This is a genomic window from Saccharopolyspora karakumensis (assembly GCF_004349225.1).
In the GTDB taxonomy this organism is placed as follows: Bacteria; Actinomycetota; Actinomycetes; order Mycobacteriales; family Pseudonocardiaceae; genus Saccharopolyspora; species Saccharopolyspora endophytica.
This window is the reverse complement of the sequence record NZ_SMLA01000047.1, coordinates 1-20,380: the sequence shown is the minus strand read 5'-3', so window position 1 is coordinate 20,380 and position 20,380 is coordinate 1. Positions and strand designations below refer to the sequence as shown.

The following is a 20,380-nucleotide window of genomic DNA, read 5'->3' as shown; positions in this document are numbered from 1 at the left end:
TGGTAGGCGGTGCGGGGTAGCGGACCTCAGCGGTCAGCGGTGACCTTGTCGAGGATCAGCGGTGTCGACTTCACGTCGGCACCGCTGATTTCGTACGCGGCCTCGAGCGATTCCCTGACGGCCGGGAGGGTTTCGGGCCGGTCGGTGCGCAGTTCCAGCAGCGGTTGGCCCTCGGTGACCCGCTCGCCGGGTTTGGCCAGGCACAGCACGCCGGCGGCGTGATCGACGGTGTCCTCCTTGCGCGCCCGGCCGGCGCCCAGCCGCCAGGCGGCGAGGCCGACGACGTGGGCGTCGAGCCCGGTGAGCGTCCCTGAGGCCGGGGCCGTGATCGTGTCGACGTGCTCGGCCTGCGGGAGGGCGGCCTCGGGATCTCCGCCCTGGGCGGTGATCATCCGGCACCAGACCTCGTGCGCCCGTCCGTCGGCCAGCACCTCCGCGGGGTCCACGCCGGAGATGCCCGCGTGGCGCAGCATCTCGCGGGCCAGCTCGACGGTGAGCTCGACGACGTCCGGTGGCCCGCCACCGAGCAGCACCTCGACGCTCTCGGCCACTTCCAGCGCGTTGCCGACCGCGCGGCCCAGCGGCGCCGACATGTCGGTGATCAACGCGCTGATCCGCAGGCCGTTGGCCGCACCGATGTCCACCAGCGCGGTGGCGAGCTCCCGCGCCTGGTCCGGGGTCTTCATGAAGGCGCCCGATCCGCACTTGACGTCGAGGACCAGCGACTCCACGCCCTCGGCGATCTTCTTGCTCATGATCGAGCTCGCGATCAGCGGCACGGACTCGACCGTCCCCGTGACGTCGCGCAGCGCGTAGAGCTTCCGGTCGGCAGGGGCCAGGCCCTCGGTCGCCGCGCAGATCACGGCACCGACGTCGCGCAGCCGGTCGCGGATCTCCTCGGCGGTCAGCCTCGCCCGCCAGCCGGGGATGGACTCCAGCTTGTCCAGGGTTCCGCCGGTGTGCCCGAGCCCTCTGCCGGACAGCTGCGGGACGGCCGCGCCGCAGGCGGCGACCAGCGGCGTCAGCGGCAGGGTGATCTTGTCGCCGACCCCGCCCGTCGAGTGCTTGTCCACCGTGGGCCTGGACAGGCCGCCGAGCGCGAGGGTGTCGCCGGAGGCGACCATCGCCGCGGTCCAGCGCGCCGTCTCCTCCGGCGTCATGCCCCGCAGCAGCACGGCCATCGCCAGCGCCGACATCTGCTCGTCGGCGACCTCGCCCCGGGTGTAGGCGTCGACGACCCAGTCGATCTGCTCGTCGGTGAGCCGCTGACCGTCGCGCTTCGCGCGGATCACGTCGATCGCGGAGAACACAGCACCACCTCCACCACTCGTCCACTCACGACACCAACACTCCGCCCCGGAACCGAACACCCCCCGACCGAGTGCTCTTCACCCCGCTCCCCACCTGCTCACCCACGGTGACCCGATTTCAGCGGAAGTCGGGTACCGGATCTCAGTGGAAATCGGGGTCCCGAGTTCCGCTGAGAACGGGTGGACTCGGGACCAGCAGGGGCAGGGTGCGGGGGCGTCGGGGTTACAGCTCGAAGGCGTCCGGGAGGACCTGGCTCATGGGCAGGACTCCGCGCGGGGTGTCGACCAGGCAGTCGGAGCCGCCGAGCTCCTGCAGGATCTGGCGGCAGCGGCCGCAGGGCATGAGCAGGTCGCCGGCACCGCTGCGGCAGGCGACGGCGACGAACCGGCCGCCGCCGGTCAGGTGCAGCTGGCCGGCCATCGTGCACTCGGCGCACAGCGTCACGCCGTAGGAGCCGCTCTCGACGTTGCAGCCGGTCACGACGCGTCCGTCGTCGCAGAGCGCCGCCGCACCGACCTGCAGCCCGGAGTACGGGCAGTAGGCCAGCGCGGCGGCCCCGACGGCCTTGGCGCGCAAGTATTCCCAGTCGACGGCGGTCATTGGTCGGCGCCTCTGCGGTATTGCAGGCCGTTCGCCGCGGGTGGTCGCAGCTGCTGCGCCGCCACGCCCAGCACGACCAGCGTGACCAGGTGCGGGGTGTAGGCGGTGAGCTCCTCGGGCAGCTCGTCGGTGAACCAGTAGATCGAGTACATCACCGCGGCGGCCACCAGCGAGATCCCGGCGGCGAACCGGTTGCGCCGCCAGACCTGCCACGCCGCGACGGCCACGAGCAGCAGCGCCGCCCCGTAGAACAGGGCGTGCACGCTGGTCTCGCCGCTGCGCAGCTGGAGACCGTCGGAGTAGCCGAACAGCGCGGCGCCGCCGAGCAGGCCGCCCGGACGCCAGTTGCCGAAGATCATGGCGGCGAGGCCGATGTAACCGCGGTTGTTGGTCTGCCCTTCGAGGTAACCGGCCTGGCCCGGGTTGAGGATCAGGGCCGCGCCGCCGATCCCGGCCAGCGCACCGGAGATGATCACCGCGATGTACTTGTACCGGTAGACGTTGACGCCGAGGGATTCGGCGGCGACCGGGTTCTCACCGCAGGACCGCAGCCGCAGCCCGAACGGCGAGCGCCACAGGATCAGGTAGCTCGCGGGGACCAGCAGGTAGGCCAGCATCGTCAGCGGCGAGACGCCCGACACGAGACCACCGAGGATGCCCGCGACGTCGGAGATCCCGACCCGCTGCAGGTCTTCCAGCTGCTGGAGCCACCCGGCGAGGGGCTGCATCGAGTAGGTGTCGAACTTCGGCACCGGCGGCGACTGCCTCGGGTTCTGCGAGATCGGCTTGAAGATCAGCGTGGACAGGTACTTCGCCGCACCGGCTCCGAGCAGGTTGATCGCCACACCGGAGACGATGTGGTTGACGCCGAAGGACACCGTGGCGATCGCGTGCAGCAGTCCGCCGAGCCCGCCGAACACGGCGGCCGCGACCAGGCCCGCCAGCGGGCCCCACTGGTACCCGGCCCAGGCGCCGCCCCACGTACCCATGATCATCATGCCTTCGAGGCCGATGTTGATCACGCCCGCTCGTTCCGCCCACAGGCCGCCGAGCGCGGCCAGCAGGATCGGGATGCCCAGGCGCACAGCGGCCTGCACGGTGCCCGAACCGGTCAGCTGGGGCACTCCGGTCTGGTACGAGGTGATCGCCAGCGCGACGAACCCGACCACGACCCACAGCAGCACCCGCGCCCAGCCGGGCATCTTCCTCCCGCCCTCGCGCGCGGAAGGGGTCCGCTCCACCATCACGGCGGTCATGCCCGCTCACCTCCGCTCGCCGCGACCGGTTCGGCGGTGTCCACGGCCTTGCCCACCCGCCGCTGCTCGGCGGCCAGCTCGCGGCGGCGCACCAGCTCGTAGGCGACCACCACCGCCAGCACGATGGTTCCCTGCAGGATGGTCACGATCTCCTTCGGAACGCCGATGTTGTCCAGCGTCAGCGAGCTCTTGTCCAGGAAGGACCACAGCAGCGCGCCGAACGCGACGCCGAGCGGGTGGTTGCGGCCCAGCAGCGCGATGGCCAGCCCGGCGAAGCCGTAGCCGGTCGGGAAGTTGACGGTGAAGGTGTGGTCGCGGCCGAGGATCTCCGGCAGCCCGGCCAGGCCGGCGATGGCTCCGGAGAGGAGCATCGCGGTCAGGATCATGCGCTTGGAGTTCACCCCGCCCGCGCGGGCCGCCGTCGGCGACAGCCCCGAGGCGCGCAGCTCGAAGCCGTAACGCGTGCGGTCGACGAGCAGCGCGTACCCGACACCGACCAGCACCGCCAGCAGCACCAGGCCGAACACCGTGCCCGCACCGCCCAGCGGGATGCCGGGCACCAGGCCGCTGTCCGGGATGATCGCGGTGCCCTGGCTGTTGCCGCGCATCTCGCCGAAGACGCGCACCAGGAAGGCGATCAGACCGATGGACAGGGTGTTGAGCATGATCGTGGAGATCACCTCGGACACCCCGCGGTAGACCTTGAGCAGCGCGGCGATCCCGCACCAGGCGGCACCGGTGACCGCGCCGACCACCACGACCAGCGCGGCGTGCAGCCCGAACGGCAGGCTCACCGCACCTGCCACGATCGCGGCGACGCACGCCGCGAGCCGGCACTGACCCTCGATGCCGATGTTGAGCAGGTTCATCTGGAACCCGATCGCGGCGGCGATCGCGACCAGGTAGTACGCGCCCGCGGTGTTGATGATGTCCACGGCGGTCGTGCCACGACCGACCTGGGCGACCATCTCCAGCAACGTCGCGATCGGATCGGCCCCGGAGATCAGCAGCACCGCACTGCACAGCACCGCGGAGAAAACGATCGCCAAGGCCGGCGGCAGCAACCGCGCCCGCCAGGTGTTCACACCGCCTCCTGCGTCCCGGTCATGGCCGCTCCGAGCTGTTCCGGGGTCACCGAGCGCGGGTCCGCGGTGGCGACGAGGCCGCCGCGGAAGATGACCCGGACGGTGTCGGACAGCCCGATGAGTTCGTCCAGATCGGCCGAGATCAGCAGCACCGCGAGGCCTTCGGCCCGGGCGTTGCGCAGGTGCTCCCAGATGCCCGCCTGCGCGCCGACGTCCACCCCCCGCGTGGGGTGCGCGGCGATGAGCAGCTTCGGGTCGCCGGAGAGCTCCCGGCCGATGATGAGCTTCTGCTGGTTGCCCCCGGACAGCGCGGCGGCGTCGACGTCGATGCCGGGCGTGCGCACGTCGAACTGCTCGACGATGCGACGGGTGTCGTCCTTGGCGCCCTGCCGGTCCAGCCAGCGGCCCCGGGAGACCGGGCGTCGCGTCTGGTGGCCGAGGATGCGGTTCTGCCAGAGCGATTCGTCCAGCAGCAGGCCCTGCCGGTGCCGGTCCTCGGGCACGTAGCCGATGCCGGCCTCGCGGCGGGCGAGCGTGCCCAGCGGGGTCATGTCCCGCTCGCCCAGCTTGACCTGCCCGGAGGTGATCGGGCGCATGCCCATGATGGCCTCGACGAGCTCGGTCTGGCCGTTGCCCTCGACGCCGGCGAGGCCCACGATCTCGCCCGCGCGCACGGTCAGGTCGATGCCGTCGAGCACCCGTCGGTCCGCCTCGGCGGCCGAAAGCCCGGACACGGTCAGCACTTCGCGATCGGTCACTGTGGACGGCCCGTGCTCGGGCACGGGGAGTCCGCTGCCGACCATCATCTCGGCCAGCTCGCGGCTGGTCACCTCGGATGCGCCGACGGTGCCGACCGTGGTGCCGCGCCGCAGCACGGTGACGGTGTCGGCGATGCTGCGCACCTCGTCGAGCTTGTGCGAGATGAACAGGAACGTGAAGCCCTGCTCGCGCATGGTGCGCAGGGTCGTGAACAGCTCGTCGACCTCCTGCGGCACCAGCACCGCCGTGGGCTCGTCGAGGATGATGATCCGCGCGCCCCGGTAGAGGACCTTGAGGATCTCCACGCGCTGCCGGTCGGCGACGCCGAGGCGTTCGACCAGCACGTCCAGCCGCAGCTCGAAACCGGCCTGCTCGGCCAGCTCCAGCACCCGGCGGCGCGCCTTGCCGCCGATGCCGTGGGCGCCCTCGGCGCCGAGCACGATGTTCTCCAGCACGGTCAGGTTGTCGGCCAGCATGAAGTGCTGGTGGACCATGCCGATCCCGGACCTGATGGCCTCGGCCGGGGTGCGGAAGGCGATTTCCTCGCCGCGCACCCGGATGGTTCCCGAGTCCGGCGCCTGCATCCCGTAGAGGATCTTCATCAGGGTCGACTTGCCCGCCCCGTTCTCACCGCACAGCGCGTGCACCTCGCCGGCGCGGACGGTGAGGTTGACGTCGGAGTTGGCCATGACGCCGGGGAATGTCTTGGTGATGCCGGTCAGCTCGACGGCCGGTGGGCCGTCGGACACCGGATCGGCAGAGGTGTTCATGGTGCTCCAGGGCTCGTCTCCACCGGCAGCGAACCAGATGGACGCTCAACAATGGACGGTTTCGGTCCACGACCGGGCATCTTGGCGCGAAACCGCCAACCAGGGGGCGGAACGAGGAAGGGCACCTCGCCTGCACGCGCGCTGAGAGCGAGGCGCCCTTCATCACCACTGCTCAGGCCGGAGGCCGCCCGCGATCAGGGCTTGTCCGGGACCTGGATCTGACCGTTCGCGATCGCGGCCTTGTAGGCGTCCAGAGTGGTCTTGAGGTCGTCGATCTTGCCGCCCGAGGTGGAGTAGGTGACCCCGTCGATGGCGACGTCGAACTTCTTCGGCACCGTGCTCAGGTCGTTGCGGGCGACGGCGGCGATGTAGTCGTAGACCGCCAGGTCGATGCGCTTGAGCATCGAGCTGATGATGACGTCCTTGTACTCCGCCACGGTGGGCTGGTGGTACTGGTCGGAGTCGACCCCGATGGCCTGCGCGCCCGCTCCCTTGACCGCGCCGAACACGCCCTTACCGGAGGCGCCCGCCGCGTGGTAGATCACGTCGGCGCCCGCTTCCAGCTGACCGGTGGCGACCTCGGAACCCTTGTTCGGGTCCTGGAAGCCGCTGAAGTCACCGGCCGGGGTCAGGTACTCGTTCTCGATCTTGATGTCCGGGGCGGCGGCCTTCGCGCCCGCCTCGAAACCGGCCTCGAACTTCTGGATCAGCGGCGTCTGCACGCCACCGACGAACCCGATGTGGCAGTTCTCCGACTTGTGCGCGGCCACCACGCCCGCCAGGAAGGAGCCCTGCTCCTCGGCGAAGACCAGCGGGGTGACGTTGGGCACGCCGTCGATCTGCTCGTCGATGATGGCGAACTTGGTACCGGGGAACTCCGGCGCGACGAGCTTGAGCGCGTCGGCGTAGGCGTAGCCGACCGCGATGACCGGGTTGAAGCCCTCGCGCGCGAGCTGGCGCAGCCGGGTCTGCTTGGCGTCCTCGGGCTCACCCGCTCCCGCGTCGAGCTCCTTGATCTCGCCCAGGCCCATGTCGGCCTTGGCCCGGTCCAGGCCCGCGACCGAGGCGTCGTTGAACGAGGCGTCCCCGCGCCCGCCGATGTCGAAGGCCACACCGACCCGCATCGCACTCGCGTTCGGCGGCGGCATCTGCTCGGTCGTCGTCGCGCTCGTCGGAGCCGCGGGGGCTCCAGCGGGCGGCGCGCTCAGCCGGCACGGCCCGTTCCCGCCGCCACCGGCGTCGCCACCACCCCCGGTGTCCTTCGCGCAGCCCGCCAGCGCCATGGCGCCGGTGAGCAGCAGCGCGACCGCGGCGGCGCTCCTGCGCCGCGTTCCGGCACCCGAGCGCCGTCGGTAAGTCGGCGTTCGCCGCATGCCGTTCCCCTTTCGTTCGAGGGCACCGCGCCCCCGGCCGCGCCCCGGATCAGCGGGGCTCGCGGCGCCGAGCGAAGATCCACTTTCGGGTGGATCACTGCGCTCCGTGCGCGGTGCACGTCAGCCGGTGACGTGACTCTCGAAATTAAGGCTTGACGCTGCCGCTTGGGCATTGCTCGCGTGTCACGAAATGATTTCTTACTCGATTAACAGGTGCGCGCGGCTTGTCTGGTCGATCACAGACGGCTCGGGCGAGTAGGCCGCGACGATTAGTCGGGTCTAGCATCCAATTCGTCAAGGCCCCAGTTCGTGGCCGGTGACGGGCGTGCACCCAACATCGTTTGGGACCAACTGCAACTCGGGGCCGGCCGCCCCTGTTCCCGAACGCGGGGCCGCCAGTCCACCAGCGAGGTTGGAGGCCTTCCACCATGGCCAGCACCACCGCCTCCGCGGCCGACGCACCGGCGCACGCCGAAACCGTGCGCGCCAAGGGGCGTCTCTACCGCGGCGATCTGGGCATGTGGTCGTGGGTCGCCCACCGGATCACGGGCGTACTCACCTTCTTCTTCTTGTTCGTGCACGTCCTGGACACCGCGCTCGTCCGGGTGTCGCCGAACGCGTACGACACGGTCATCGAGACCTACAAGCACCCAGTGATGATCCTGTTCGAACTCGGGTTGCTGGCCGCGGTGCTCTTCCACGCGTTCAACGGCATCCGGGTCATGCTGGTCGACTTCTGGTCCCAGGGCACGAAGTACCAGAAGCCCATGCTCTGGACCGTGCTCGTGCTCTGGCTGGTCCTGATGGTCCCGGCCGCGATCAGCATGCTCACCCGCGCCGTCACGGAAATCTTCGGGGGTTAAGCGCCAATGTCCGTCACCGACGCACCTCTCGCCGTGGAGAAGCCGCGCACCCCGAGCCGGCCCGCAGCGCGCCGCAACAACTTCGAGCTCTACGCCTGGTTGTTCATGCGCCTGTCCGGCGTGGTCCTGCTGTTCCTGGTGCTGGGCCACCTGCTGATCATGCTGTTCCTGGACGGCGGCGTCCACAAGATCAACTTCGCCTTCGTGGCGGGTCGCTGGGCCTCCCCGTTCTGGCAGTTCTGGGACCTGACGATGCTGTGGCTGGCCGGCCTGCACGGCGGCAACGGCCTTCGTACCGTCATCAACGACTACTCCCGCAAAGACGGCACACGCTTCTGGCTGAAGATGCTGCTGTACGTCTCCGTCCTGCTGACCGTGGGTCTGGGCAGCTTCGTGATCTTCACCTTCGACCCCAACATCGGCTAGCGCCGCAGAGACCACAGCGTGGCGAGGCCGCTAGCAGTGGCAGGCGTTGGCTGCCGAACGCGGGTCCCGCCACAGCCCGAGGAGGCGACCATGCAATTCCACAAGTACGACGTGGTCATCGTCGGCGCCGGTGGCGCCGGGATGCGCGCGGCGATCGAGTCCGGCCAGCGCGCCCGGACCGCTGTGCTGACCAAGCTCTACCCCACCCGCTCGCACACCGGTGCGGCGCAGGGCGGGATGTGCGCGGCGTTGGCCAACGTCGAAGAGGACAACTGGGAGTGGCACACCTTCGACACGATCAAGGGCGGTGACTACCTGGTCGACCAGGACGCCGCCGAGATCATGGCGAAGGAAGCCATCGACGCGGTCCTGGACCTCGAGAAGATGGGTCTGCCGTTCAACCGGACCCCCGAGGGCAAGATCGACCAGCGCCGCTTCGGCGGCCACACCCGCGACCATGGCAAGGCCCCGGTCCGCCGGGCCTGCTACGCCGCGGACCGCACCGGCCACATGATCCTGCAGACGCTGTACCAGAACTGCGTCAAGCACGGCGTGGAGTTCTACAACGAGTTCTACGTCCTCGACGTGATGATGAGCGAGGGCGCGGACGGCGAGCAGGTCTGCACCGGCGCCATCGCCTACGAGCTGGCCACCGGCGAGATCCACGTCTTCCAGGCCAAGGCCGTCGTGTTCGCCACCGGCGGGTTCGGCAAGGTCTTCAAGACGACCTCCAACGCCCACACCCTCACCGGTGACGGCATGGGCATCGTCTACCGCAAGGGCCTGCCGCTGGAGGACATGGAGTTCTACCAGTTCCACCCGACCGGCCTGGCAGGCCTGGGCATCCTCATCACCGAGGGCGTCCGCGGTGAGGGCGGCATCCTCCGCAACGCCGACGGCGAGCGCTTCATGGAGCGCTACGCGCCGACGATCAAGGACCTCGCGCCGCGCGACATCGTCGCCCGGTCGATGGCCCTGGAGGTGCTGGAAGGTCGCGGTGCGGGTCCGAACAAGGACTACGTGCTCCTCGACGTCACCCACCTCGGTGAAGACCTGCTGATGTCCAAGCTCCCGGACATCATGGAGTTCTCCCGCACCTACCTGGGCGTGGAGCCGACCGAGGAGCCGGTCCCGGTCTACCCGACCGCGCACTACGCCATGGGCGGCATCCCCACGAACGTGCAGGGCGAGGTGCTGCGCGACAACGAGACCGTGGTCCCCGGCCTCTACGCCGCCGGTGAGTGCGCCTGCGTGTCGGTCCACGGCTCGAACCGCTTGGGCACCAACTCGCTGCTGGACATCAACGTGTTCGGCCGCCGCTCCGGCATCGCCGCCGCCGAGTACGCCCACGGCCACGAGTTCGTGGAGATCCCGGAGAACCCGGCCAAGCTGGTCGAGGGCATGGTCGACCACCTGCGCACCGCCAGCGGCGGCGAGCGGGTCGCCACCATCCGCACCGAACTGCAGCAGACGATGGACGCCAACGCGTCGGTGTACCGCACCGAGGAGACGCTGAAGACGGCGCTGTCGGACGTGCAGGCGCTCAAGGAGCGCTACGGCCGGATCGCCGTGCACGACAAGGGCAAGCGGTACAACTCCGACCTGCTGGAGGCCATCGAGCTGGGCTTCCTGCTCGACCTGGCCGAGGCCCTGGTCAACGCGGCGCTGGCCCGCAAGGAGTCCCGCGGCGGCCACGCCCGCGAGGACTACACCTCCCGGGACGACACCAACTTCATGCGGCACAGCATGCAGTACAAGGTGCTGCCCGAGTCCGAAGATCCGAACGCGCCGCTCGGGTTGACCGGGTTCCAGGCCGACATCCGCCTGGACTACAAGCCGGTCACCGTCACCCGGTACCAGCCGATGGAGCGTAAGTACTGATGACTGCCGCCACCACGAACAAGAACAAGGAACCTCTCGCAGCGTCTGATCTTCCGGCAGACGCCCCGCCGATCCCGGACGACGCGGTGATGGTCACCGTGAAGCTGCTCCGCTACAACCCGGAGCAGGACGAGGAACCGCACTGGGAGTCGTACCGGATCCCGACGCTGCCGTCGGACCGCGTGCTCAACCTGCTGCACTACATCAAGTGGTACGTCGACGGAACGCTCACGTTCCGCCGGTCGTGCGCGCACGGCGTGTGCGGCTCGGACGCGATGCGGATCAACGGCGTCAACCGGCTCGCCTGCAAGGTCCTCATGAAGGACATGCTCACCAAGGACGGCGAGACCACGCTGACCATCGAGCCGATCAAGGGCCTTCCGCTGGAGAAGGACCTGGTCGTCGACATGGAGCCGTTCTTCGAGGCCTACCGGGCGGTCCAGCCGTACCTGAAGACCACCGGCAACGAGCCGACCCGCGAGCGGATCCAGTCGGTCGCCGAGCGCGAGCGCTTCGACGACACCACCAAGTGCATCCTGTGCGCGGCGTGCACCACGTCGTGCCCGGTGTACTGGTCGGACGGCAACTACTTCGGCCCGGCCGCGATCGTCAACGCGCACCGGTTCATCTTCGACAGCCGTGACGAGGCCGCTGAGGAGCGCCTGGACATCCTCAACGACGTCGACGGCGTGTGGCGCTGCCGCACGACCTTCAACTGCACGGACGCCTGCCCGCGTGGCATCCAGGTCACCAAGGCGATCCAGGAGGTCAAGCGCGCGCTGATGTTCCGCCGCCGCTGACCGGCACTGCTCAACGGCGCCCACCCCGCGAGGGGCGGGCGCCGTTGTCGCGTTCAGGGCCCGTTCGCATTTCGCGCGAGATGGGAACAGGGCCGGTCAGGAGCGCGTGGCGCGGTAGGCCTTCCAGCCGATGACTCCGATGACGGTGCCCAGGACGAGGGAGACCACGGCGATGACCAGGTGGACGATCAGGTAAGCCGTGGGGCTGCCCTGCGCCCAGGAGCGGTCGCTGTTGAAGATGTTGCGCATGAACGTCGGCCACAGGAGGTAGGACCAGACCCCGAAGGCCAGGAGGAACAGCGCAACTCGGCGAGAAATCGTCACGAGGTCGAGTATCCGCTGTTACCGGGCTCACCCGGCGTCCGGTCCCGCTACTCCGGAGACGTTCATGGACGTGACCCGTTAACCTCTCCCGTGTGCCTCCGCGTCCTCATCGTTCGACGAAATCCCGTGCGAAACAGCCGTTTTGGCCGGTTTTCGCTGCGCTCCTCGTCGCCCTCCCGCTGCTGACCACCGCGCCCGCCGCAGCGCAGGCGCCCGCCTGCCCCAACGCCGAAGCACCACCACCCGCCGTCGACACCTCCGAGGTCCCCGCGCCCGGACAGCCCGCCCCGGCCCCGGTCCCGGTGCCGGAGACCCCGGTGGGCGGTGACCGGCTGGCCGGCTGCGCGCTGCTGAGCGCGCCGAACCAGCCCGCCCCGCCGCCGGACGTCGCGGCCTCCGCCGCCGGCTGGGTGCTGGCCGACCTGGACTCCGGCGAGATCCTCGCCGCCAAGGACGCGCACGCCCGGCAGCGCCCGGCCTCCACCATCAAGGTGCTCACCGCGCTGACCGCGCTGCGCGAGCTCAAGCTCGACGACACCCTGGTCGCCACCCAGGAGGACGCCAACCAGGAGGGCACCCGCATCGGCCTGCTGCCCGGGATGACCTACACCGTCGGGCAGGTCTTCCAGGCGATGCTGATGGGCTCCGGCAACGACGCCGCGCACGCGCTGGCGGTGAAGATGGGCGGCGTACCGGCGACCCTGGAGAAGATGAACGCCCTGGCCGCCGAGATCGGCGCCCTGGACACCCGCGCGGCGACGCCGTCCGGTCTGGACGGTCCGGGCATGAGCACCTCCGCCTACGACCTGGCCGCGATCTTCCGGGTCGCGATCCGCGAAGAAGCCTTCGCCAACGCCATCGCCACCCCGATGATGTTCCTGCCAGGCGCTCCCGGACAGCCGCCGTTCGAGCTGTGGAGCGACAACCAGGTGCTGCGCAACTACCCCGGTGGCCTGGGCGGCAAGACCGGGTTCACCGACGACGCGCGGCACACCTTCATCGGCTCCGCGCAGCGCGAGGGGCGCCGCCTGGTGGCGGTGATGGTGCGCGGCGAGAACCAACCGGTGCGGTTGTCGCACCAGACGATGGCGCTGCTCGACTACGGCTTCTCGCTGCCCAGGGGCAGCTCGGTGGGCGAGCTGGTGACGACCTCGCCGCGCGCCCCCGAGGCGGCCCCGGCCGCGCGGGCCGACGTGCCGCCACCCGCGGCGGTCGGTGTCGGCCGGTCGTCGTTCTTCGGCAGCATCACCGGACCGCTGTTCCTGCTCGCGGTCGCGCTCGTCGCGGTCGCCGTCGCGGTGCTGCTCCGCAGGCGCAGGGCTCAGCTCGCCCAAGCCCGCCGCCAGGCCTCGGCCGAGAGCGCGGAACACCCCTGAGGTCCGCTCCTGACCGGTCTCGCGCGCCCGTGAGGCCGGTCAGGAGTCGCGGTGGGTCCTGGTCGGCTTGCGCAGCAGCCAGCCGGCGACGGCTCCGACACCGATCATGCCCGCCGCGGTGCGGAGGCCGGCGCCCCTGCGGACCCGCACGGCGGGGCGGATGACCGCCGGGCCCGGGGCCTCGACCGGATCGGGCTTGAGGCTCTCCGAGGCCGTGGCGGTCCAGGCCGTGGCGAAGAGGATGAAGCGCGACATCAGGTTCGCGAACACGAGCAGACCCAGGATCGGGCCGAACGCGGCACCGGCGGGCGAGTTGGTGACCGTGTTCAGGTAGATCACGCCGACCTGCTTGAGGACCTCGAACCCCAGGGCGGCGAACAGCGCGCCCCAGACGGCGCTGCGCAGGGACACCGGGCTGCGCGGCAGCCGCGCGAGCACCCACACGAACACCAGCCACCCGGCCAGCAGCGACAGCAGGATCGACAGCACCCGCAGCACGATCCCGGCGATGACGCTGCGCTCGAACCCGGCGGCTTCCAGCAGCAGCCGTCCGACCCCGCCGCCCAGCGCGCTGATGCCGAACGACAGCGCCATCGCCAGGCCGAGGCCCAGCAGCGAGAGCAGGTCGGAGCCCATCCTCTTGAGCATCGGCTGCGGTGTCGGGATCTGCGTCCACTGCGCGGTCAGCGCCTCGCGCAGGTTCGTCATCCAGCCCAGCCCCGAGTACAGGGCGGTGAGCAGACCGATGATCCCGACCGCTCCGGCCTGCTTGATGGCCTGGTCGACGACCCGGTTGAGCATGTCGCTCATCGCCGGGCTCGGGACCGCCGTGGTGATCGAGTTCTTCAGGTTCGCCAGCAGCTCGGGGTTTCCGCTCAGCACGAAGCCGGCCACCGCGAACCCGATCATCAGCAGCGGCACCAGGGCCAGCACGCTGAAGTAGGTGATCGCGGCGGCGTAGTAGTCGCCGTACTGCTGCTGGTAGCGGCCGAAGGCCCGGATCAACCGGTCGAGCCACGCGTGCCGCTGTCGCAACCGGGCCAGGCGGCCCGGTTGCTCCTGTTGATCCGCCATGGTGCGCCTCCCACCAAACGGCTATCCCCCGAACGGTGGCAGGCTACCCGCAGTTGATCACTTCAGCGCAGCGGAGAAAGGAATCCCACTCGATCGAACACGGTGCGCAGGGTCTGCGAGGAGACCTCGCGGGCCTTCTCCCCTCCCCGGTGCAGGACCTTGTCCAGCTCGGCCGGGTCGCCGAGGTAGGCGTTGACCTTCTCCTGCAGCGGCGTCACGAACTCGACGACGACCTCGCCGAGCTCCTTCTTCAGGTCGCCGTACCCGCGTCCTTCGTAGGCGGTTTCGAGCTCGGCGATGCTCTGGCCGGTCAGCGCCGAGTAGATCGCCAGCAGGTTGGAGACGCCGGGCTTGTTCTCCACGTCGTAGCGGATCTCGCGACCGGTGTCGGTGACCGCGGAGCGGATCTTCTTCGCCGAGCGCTTCGGGTCCTCCATCAGCTCGATCACGCCGCTGGGAACCGACTTGCTCATCTTGGAGGTCGGGTCCTGCAGGTCGTAGATCTTGGCGGTGTCCTTCGGGATGTGGGCCGCCGGAACGGTGAAGGTCTTGCCGAAGCGGGAGTTGAAGCGCTGCGCGAGGTTGCGGGTGAGCTCCAGGTGCTGGCGCTGGTCCTCACCGACCGGAACGGCGTCGGCCTGGTAGACGAGGATGTCCGCGGCCTGCAGGACCGGGTAGGTGAACAGGCCGACGCTGACGTGATCGGCCTCCTGGCGGGAGGACTTGTCCTTGAACTGGGTCATCCGGCCGGCCTCGCCGAATCCGGCCATGCACTCCAGGACCCAGGACAGCTGGGCGTGCTCGGGGACGTGGCTCTGCACGAACAGCGCGGAGCGGTCGGGGTCGATGCCGAGGGCGAGCAGCTGCGCCGCGGAGACCCTGGTGCGCTGCCGGAGCAGCTCCGGGTCCTGCTCGACGGTGATCGCGTGCAGGTCGACGACGCTGTAGAAGCACTCGTAGGTGTCCTGCATGGTGACCCATTCCCGCAGGGCGCCGAGGTAGTTGCCGAGGTGGAAGGAGTCGGCGGTCGGCTGGATGCCGGAGAGGACGCGGGGCCGGCCCGCGGACTGTTCGCTGGTCTGGGTTGCGGGGCTGTCGCTGCTCACGAAGCCGATTCTCGCAAGCGCCGCCTCGCGCGCGGGACCGGGCTCATCCCTTTCGCTGGTTCTCCGGCTGGATCTTCTTCTTGCGGAAGACCCCGACGACCATGCCGGCGACGCCGAGCACGACGGCGCTCAGACCGACCGGGCCGAGCGAGTCCATCGACGGAGCCGCCATCACGGCGACCTCGGACTGGGCTTCGGCGAAGCCCGTGGTGACCGGCATCAGCGTTGCCACCACGGCGCCAGGCGCGGACACTCGCCTGATCACGCGAGATATTCGGCTACGCAAGAGCGTGCCTCCCTGCGGAAGTTGACCCTGTGGAGGGCCCTCTACTCGTGTGGTCCGGTGGCGGACAGTACCGACCGCCCGTTGCGATCGCGGTTGCCTTGCGTGAACCAACCACGACAGGGTGATCATATTTTCCGGACCTGAGTAGTTTTCCCCGGGTAGTTGATCAAAGACATCGCAGGTGAGCGGTGGGGCCGACCCCTGGTCGACCCCACCTAGCGTCACTTGGTGACCTGAATAACACTCAAATGGCGCAATCAGGCCCTCAAACAGCGGTGACGCCGAGCTGCACCTGACCCACTCGCCCATATGTCGTAGTGCGTTGCCGCGCGGTGCGTCCCGCGCGGGCGGCCAGCTCGTGCAGCTCCTCCACGCTGCGCTCCGAACCGTGCTCCGATCCGGCCATCCGGCTGATCGTCTCCTCCATCAGCGTGCCGCCGACGTCGTTGGCGCCACCGCCGAGGACCTCGGTGGTCCCGGCGTCGCCGAGCTTGACCCACGAGGTCTGCACGTTGTCGATCCGCCCGTGCAGCAGCACCCGGGCCATCGCGTGCACCGCCCGGTTGTCCCGCCGCGTCGGCCCCGGCCGCGCCAGGCCCGCCAGGTAGATCGGGGCGTTGCGGTGCACGAACGGCAGCGGCACGAACTCGGTGAACCCGGCCTGACCGTGCTCGCGCGCCCGGTCCTGGACCCCGGCCAGCGTGCGGAAGTGCCCCAGCCAGTGCTCCGGGTGGTCGACGTGGCCGTACATCATCGTCGACGAGGACGGGACGCCCAGCCGGTGCGCCGTGCTGACCACCTCGATCCACTCCGCCGCGGGCAGCTTGCCCTTGGTCAGCACCCAGCGGACCTCGTCGTCGAGGATCTCGGCCGCCGTGCCCGGGATGCTTCCCAGACCGGCCTCCTTGAGCTCGGCCAGCCAGTCCTGCACCGTCACGCCCGCCTTCGCCGAAGCGCTGACGATCTCCATCGGGCTGAACGCGTGGACGTGCATCTCCGGCACACGCTGCCGCACCGCCCGCACCAGGTCGGCGTAGCCCGACACCGGCAGCCTCGGGTCGATGCCGCCCTGGACGCAGACCTCGGTGGCCCCGGCGCGCCACGCCTCGTCGGCGCGGTCGGCGACGTCCTCCGGTGAGAGCCGGTAGGCGTCGGCGTCCCGCTCGCGCTGGGCGAAGGCGCAGAACCGGCACCCGACGTAGCAGATGTTGGAGAAGTTGATGTTGCGGTTGACCACGTAGGTGATGTCGTCACCGACGACCTCGCGACGCAACCGGTCCGCGATGCCGGCGAGCTCGTCCATCGCCGGTCCCTCGCAGGTCATCAACGCCATCGCGGCCTCGTGGTGCTGCTCCTCCAGCAGCGACGCCGGGTCGGACTCGGCCAGCCGCAGCCCCTTCTTGACGTCGGCGTCCAGCCTCTCCGGGGACTCCGCCGTCGGGACCTGGCCGCGCAGCTCGTCCCAGTCGCCGTAGACGGTGTCGAAGTCGGTGCGCCGGTCCTCCGTGCGGCCGTCGGTGTCGATGCTGCGGTGCAGGTCGGTGCGGCCGATCGACTCGAAACCGCCGTCCGGCTCCTGCCACTCGCGTCCCGAGATCTCGGCGTCCGGGTCGGCGAAGCCGTCGGAGTCCGAGAGCGCGTCGACGTGCGAGGCGACCCGCAGGTCAAGCCACTGCGTCGAGTCCCCGGCCAAGCCCTTGCGCACGTAGCGCGGGTAGGCGGTGAGCCGCTCGCGCAGCTGGAAACCGGCCTGGCCGGTGAGCTCGGTGAGCTCGTCGATCTGCGGCCACGGGCGTTCCGGGTTGACGTGGTCCGGGGTCACCGGCGACACGCCGCCCCAGTCGTCGATGCCGGCGCGCAGCATCAGCAGGTGCTCCTCGCCGACCAGGTTCGGCGGCGCCTGCACGCTCACGCCCGAGGGCATCAGCAGCCGGGCGACGGCGATGGTCGCGGCCAGTTCCTCCAGGTCGGCGTCGGGCATCCCGCGCATCGCGGTGTCCGGCTTGGCCCGGAAGTTCTGCACGATGATTTCCTGGATGTGCCCGTACTGGCGGGCGCTCTGCCGCAGCTCCAGCAGCGATTCGGCCCGCTCGGTGCGGGTTTCGCCGATGCCGATGAGGATTCCGCTGGTGAAGGGCACCGCGACGCGTCCGGCGTCGGTGAGCACCCGCTTGCGGACGGCCGGTTCCTTGTCCGGACTGCCGAAGTGCGGGCCTCCCTTCTCGCTCCAGAGCCGCTCCGAGGTCGTCTCCAGCATCATCCCCATGCTGGCCGCGACCGGCTTGAGCCTGGTCAGCTCCGACCAGGACAGCACTCCCGGGTTCAGGTGCGGCAGCAGGCCGGTCTCCTCCAGGACCGCGATCGCGCAGGCGCGGACGTAGTCCACCGTGGAGGAGTAGCCCCGCGCTTCGAGCCACTCGCGGGCGGCCGGCCAGCGCTCCTCCGGCCGATCTCCCAAGGTGAACAGGGCTTCCTTGCAGCCCGCGGCGGCTCCTCGGCGGGCGATCTCCAGGACCTCGTCGCGCTCGAGGAACGCCGATTCCACCTTGTGCGGAACCGTGGCGAAAGTGCAGTAGTGGCAACGGTCCCGGCACAGCCTGGTCAGCGGGATGAACACGTTGCGGCTGTAGGTGACGACGCCCGGGTGCCCCTCGGCGACCAGGTGCGCGTCGCGCGCCTTACCGGCCGCCGTCAGGAGCTTGTCCAGGTCATCGCCGCGCGCGTGCAGCAGAACCGCGGCTTCGGTGGCGTCGAGCGAGACGCCGTCGGTGGCGCGGCGCAGCGCACGTCGCATCGCCGATGAGCTCGGGGTCTGTTCCGGCGGGGTGATGTTCAAATCTGCAACCGACACCTGACGACTCTAAGTCGGCTCGAAGTTGTTGCCCAGCCGTCATCTGCGTGCGCAGTCCCTCACTTTCGGCTACGCAATTACTCCATTGAGCCCTGCCGCCTATCCCCGAATCAGGCGCAAAATCCGGACGAATATCACTGGGTGAACCATTCTTCGTCTCCAAGGAGGGACAAGTTGTCACGCAGAAGTAGGAGAAGCCGTTCGCTGCGGATCGCAGGCTCGGCTCTCGCGCTGACCCTGCTGTTACCCGCCGGGCTCATCGGCTCCGCGCCAGCAGCGCCCGCCACCTCGGCGGTTCCCGCGCACTTCGTGGTCGTCGGCCCCGTCGGTGACGCACTCGCGCAGACCGAGGAATCGGTGCGCGCCGTCGGCGGTGCGGTCGTGCAGAGCTGGCCGCAGATCGGCGTGGTCGTCGCGTCCTCGCCCGATCCGGCCTTCGCGGCGAACGTCCGGCAGCAGCCGGGCGTCGAGCAGGCCGGCGCGAGCCGCAACCTCGCCGAGCAGCTGCCGCCCGCCCAGTCGAACCGGCTGGAAACCCTGGAAGGCACGGCGAACGGCATCGGCACCTTCGCCGCCGACGGCAAGGAGCCGCTGGAAGCCGACCAGTGGGACCTGCCGCAGATCAAGGCCGACCAGGCCAACGCGATCTCGCAGGGCAGCAAGGACACCACCGTCGGCGTGCTGGACTACGGCATCGACCCCACGCACCCCGACCTGGCGCCGAACCTCGACGTCTCCCGCTCGGTGAGCTGCGTCAACGAGGGCGTGCCGGACCAGAGCCAGGAGGCCTGGCAGCCGCAGGACCCGACGCAGGACCACGGCACGCACGTCTCGGGCACCATCGCCGCCGCGCGCAACGGAGTCGGCGTCGCCGGAGTGGCCCCGAACGTCACGCTGGCCTCGGTCCGCGTGATCGACGACGGCGGGTTCATCTACCCCGAGTACGCGATCTGCGGGTTCATCTGGGCCGCCGAGCACGGCTTCGACGTCACCAACAACTCCTACTTCGTCGACCCCTGGTACCTGTGGTGCGACAGCGACCCGGACCAGAGGGCCGCGGCCGAAGCGGTCCGCCGCGCGGTCGCCTACGCCGAGGGCCACGACGTGGTCAACGTCGTCTCCGCGGGCAACAGCAACTGGGACCTGTCGCAGCCGATCCACGACACCAACAGCCCGAACAACGGCGGCCCGACCCAGGACCGCCGCACCGGGCCGGACTGCCACATCCTCCCGGGCGAGCTGCCGGGCGTGGTGTCGGTGTCCGCGGTTGGCGTCAACGCGGTCAAGTCGTACTACTCCAACTACGGCCTCGGCTCGATCTCGGTGACCGCCCCCGGCGGTGACGCGCGGCAGATCCCGCAGACGCCGTCGGCCAACGGCCGGGTCCTCTCCAGCGTGCCCGGCGGTGGCTGGGGCTGGATGCAGGGCACCTCGATGGCGGGCCCGCACGCCGCGGGCGTCGTCGCCCTGCTGCGCAGCACCCACCCGGAGTGGACCGCGCAGCAGGTCATCGGCGCGCTGAACAACCAGTCCGACGCGCTGCCGTGCCCGAAGGACTACGACGGGGACGGCGACGGCGTCGTCGACGCGGTCTGCACCGGTGGCTCCACCGGGGCCGGCTTCTACGGCGCGGGCCTGATCGACGCCCTCGACGCGGTCACCAAGTAATCCCGGCCTGTCCTGCCGGCCACGTCCCCGGCAGGGCGGGCCCCAGCCCCCGGGCCTGGGGTGGCCCGATTTCAGTGGAAATCCGGACCCGGAATTCCACTGAAATCGGATCGTTCACTCGACGAGGCGACTCGGGGCCGTTTCTTCGACCAGGTCGTCGACGGGAGGGACCTCGTCGGCTCCGGTTGCCCGGTTCCCCTGGCGGCAGGACGCTTCGGGGGTGGGAGATTCGGAGAGTTTCGTGATCGTCGGCGCCGGCATGGCCGGGGCCAAGGGCGCCGAGGCGCTGCGCGACCAGGGGTTCGACGGGCGGATCACGCTGCTGGGCGATGAAGCGCACCGGCCCTACGAGCGACCGCCGCTGTCCAAGGAGTACCTGATGGGCAGCGCCGAGTTCGACGCCGCCTACGTGCACCCCGAGACCTGGTACGCCGACAACCGCGTCGACCTGCGCCTGAACACCTCCGCGCGGCACATCGACCGCTCGCTGCGCCAGGTCGAGGTCGCCGACGGCACCAGGCTGGAGTTCGACAAGCTGATGCTGGCCACCGGAGCCCACCCCCGTTCCCTC

18 protein-coding genes are annotated in these 20,380 nt (G+C 69.9%); 7 read left to right on the top strand and 11 right to left on the bottom strand.

Going from position 1 to position 20,380, the window contains the following annotated elements:
• Window positions 1–26 precede the first annotated feature (26 nt).
• From E1202_RS23955 to E1202_RS23930, 6 genes are all read right to left on the bottom strand, one after another.
• Window positions 27–1,310 carry a thymidine phosphorylase gene (locus E1202_RS23955; RefSeq protein WP_132685385.1) on the bottom strand — a complete coding sequence of 428 codons (1,284 nt, stop codon included), beginning with the start codon at window positions 1,308–1,310 and terminating at the stop codon, window positions 27–29.
• A gap of 223 nt (window positions 1,311–1,533) precedes the next feature.
• Window positions 1,534–1,911: a cytidine deaminase gene (locus E1202_RS23950; RefSeq protein WP_132685384.1), complete on the bottom strand. Its 378-nt coding sequence runs from the start codon at window positions 1,909–1,911 to the stop codon at window positions 1,534–1,536.
• Window positions 1,908–3,167: an ABC transporter permease gene (locus tag E1202_RS23945; protein WP_132685383.1), complete on the bottom strand. Its 1,260-nt coding sequence runs from the start codon at window positions 3,165–3,167 to the stop codon at window positions 1,908–1,910. Before E1202_RS23945 ends, E1202_RS23950 begins: the two co-directional genes overlap by 4 nt.
• Window positions 3,164–4,252, bottom strand: coding sequence for an ABC transporter permease (locus E1202_RS23940; protein WP_132685382.1), 1,089 nt, complete (start codon window positions 4,250–4,252; stop codon window positions 3,164–3,166). The genes E1202_RS23945 and E1202_RS23940 overlap by 4 nt, the downstream gene beginning before the upstream one ends.
• Window positions 4,249–5,781: an ABC transporter ATP-binding protein gene (locus E1202_RS23935; protein WP_132685381.1), complete on the bottom strand. Its 1,533-nt coding sequence runs from the start codon at window positions 5,779–5,781 to the stop codon at window positions 4,249–4,251. The genes E1202_RS23940 and E1202_RS23935 overlap by 4 nt, the downstream gene beginning before the upstream one ends.
• 194 nt (window positions 5,782–5,975) lie before the next feature.
• Window positions 5,976–7,154: a BMP family lipoprotein gene (locus tag E1202_RS23930; protein WP_165943964.1), complete on the bottom strand. Its 1,179-nt coding sequence runs from the start codon at window positions 7,152–7,154 to the stop codon at window positions 5,976–5,978.
• A gap of 428 nt (window positions 7,155–7,582) precedes the next feature.
• Here E1202_RS23930 and sdhC point away from each other — a divergent pair, with 428 nt between their 5' ends.
• The 4 genes from sdhC to E1202_RS23910 all read left to right on the top strand — a co-directional run bounded on the left by sdhC (window position 7,583) and on the right by E1202_RS23910 (window position 11,124).
• Window positions 7,583–8,017 (top strand): succinate dehydrogenase, cytochrome b556 subunit, encoded by a 435-nt coding sequence (sdhC, locus tag E1202_RS23925; protein ID WP_132685380.1) that lies wholly within the window; start codon window positions 7,583–7,585, stop codon window positions 8,015–8,017.
• Between the two features lie 6 nt (window positions 8,018–8,023).
• The gene (locus tag E1202_RS23920; protein WP_132675818.1) at window positions 8,024–8,443 is read left to right on the top strand and encodes a succinate dehydrogenase hydrophobic membrane anchor subunit; all 420 of its coding nucleotides are present in this window, start codon (window positions 8,024–8,026) and stop codon (window positions 8,441–8,443) included.
• A 90-nt stretch (window positions 8,444–8,533) separates the two neighbouring features.
• The gene (gene sdhA, locus E1202_RS23915; protein WP_132685379.1) at window positions 8,534–10,324 is read left to right on the top strand and encodes a succinate dehydrogenase flavoprotein subunit; all 1,791 of its coding nucleotides are present in this window, start codon (window positions 8,534–8,536) and stop codon (window positions 10,322–10,324) included.
• Between the two features lie 89 nt (window positions 10,325–10,413).
• A complete protein-coding gene (locus E1202_RS23910; protein WP_235876825.1) occupies window positions 10,414–11,124 on the top strand; it encodes a succinate dehydrogenase iron-sulfur subunit in 711 nt (236 codons plus the stop codon).
• Window positions 11,125–11,220: 96 nt separating this feature from the next.
• Here E1202_RS23910 and E1202_RS23905 read toward each other — a convergent pair whose 3' ends face one another.
• Window positions 11,221–11,448 (bottom strand): SCO4848 family membrane protein, encoded by a 228-nt coding sequence (locus tag E1202_RS23905; protein ID WP_165943963.1) that lies wholly within the window; start codon window positions 11,446–11,448, stop codon window positions 11,221–11,223.
• 92 nt (window positions 11,449–11,540) lie between these two features.
• On the opposite strand from E1202_RS23905, the gene E1202_RS23900 reads away from it, so the two are divergent.
• Entirely contained in the window at window positions 11,541–12,824 is a 1,284-nt protein-coding gene (locus tag E1202_RS23900; protein WP_165943962.1) for a D-alanyl-D-alanine carboxypeptidase family protein, read from the top strand.
• 39 nt (window positions 12,825–12,863) lie between these two features.
• On the opposite strand, the gene yhjD is transcribed toward E1202_RS23900, so the two are convergent.
• The 4 genes from yhjD to E1202_RS23880 all read right to left on the bottom strand — a co-directional run bounded on the left by yhjD (window position 12,864) and on the right by E1202_RS23880 (window position 18,084).
• The gene (yhjD, locus tag E1202_RS23895; RefSeq protein WP_132685377.1) at window positions 12,864–13,898 is read right to left on the bottom strand and encodes an inner membrane protein YhjD; all 1,035 of its coding nucleotides are present in this window, start codon (window positions 13,896–13,898) and stop codon (window positions 12,864–12,866) included.
• Between the two features lie 62 nt (window positions 13,899–13,960).
• Entirely contained in the window at window positions 13,961–15,004 is a 1,044-nt protein-coding gene (gene trpS / locus E1202_RS23890) for a tryptophan--tRNA ligase (RefSeq protein WP_132685376.1), read from the bottom strand.
• Window positions 15,005–15,047: 43 nt separating this feature from the next.
• Window positions 15,048–15,257 (bottom strand): hypothetical protein, encoded by a 210-nt coding sequence (locus tag E1202_RS23885; protein WP_132622680.1) that lies wholly within the window; start codon window positions 15,255–15,257, stop codon window positions 15,048–15,050.
• 298 nt (window positions 15,258–15,555) lie between these two features.
• On the bottom strand, window positions 15,556–18,084 hold the full coding sequence (locus E1202_RS23880) for a bifunctional FO biosynthesis protein CofGH (protein WP_235878961.1): 2,529 nt from the start codon (window positions 18,082–18,084) through the stop codon (window positions 15,556–15,558).
• A gap of 231 nt (window positions 18,085–18,315) precedes the next feature.
• Here E1202_RS23880 and E1202_RS23875 point away from each other — a divergent pair, with 231 nt between their 5' ends.
• Window positions 18,316–19,809, top strand: coding sequence for a S8 family peptidase (locus E1202_RS23875; protein ID WP_235878956.1), 1,494 nt, complete (start codon window positions 18,316–18,318; stop codon window positions 19,807–19,809).
• 241 nt (window positions 19,810–20,050) lie between these two features.
• Window positions 20,051–20,380, top strand: a 330-nt coding sequence (locus E1202_RS23870; protein ID WP_235878955.1) for an FAD-dependent oxidoreductase, incomplete at its 3' end; no start/stop codon positions are given.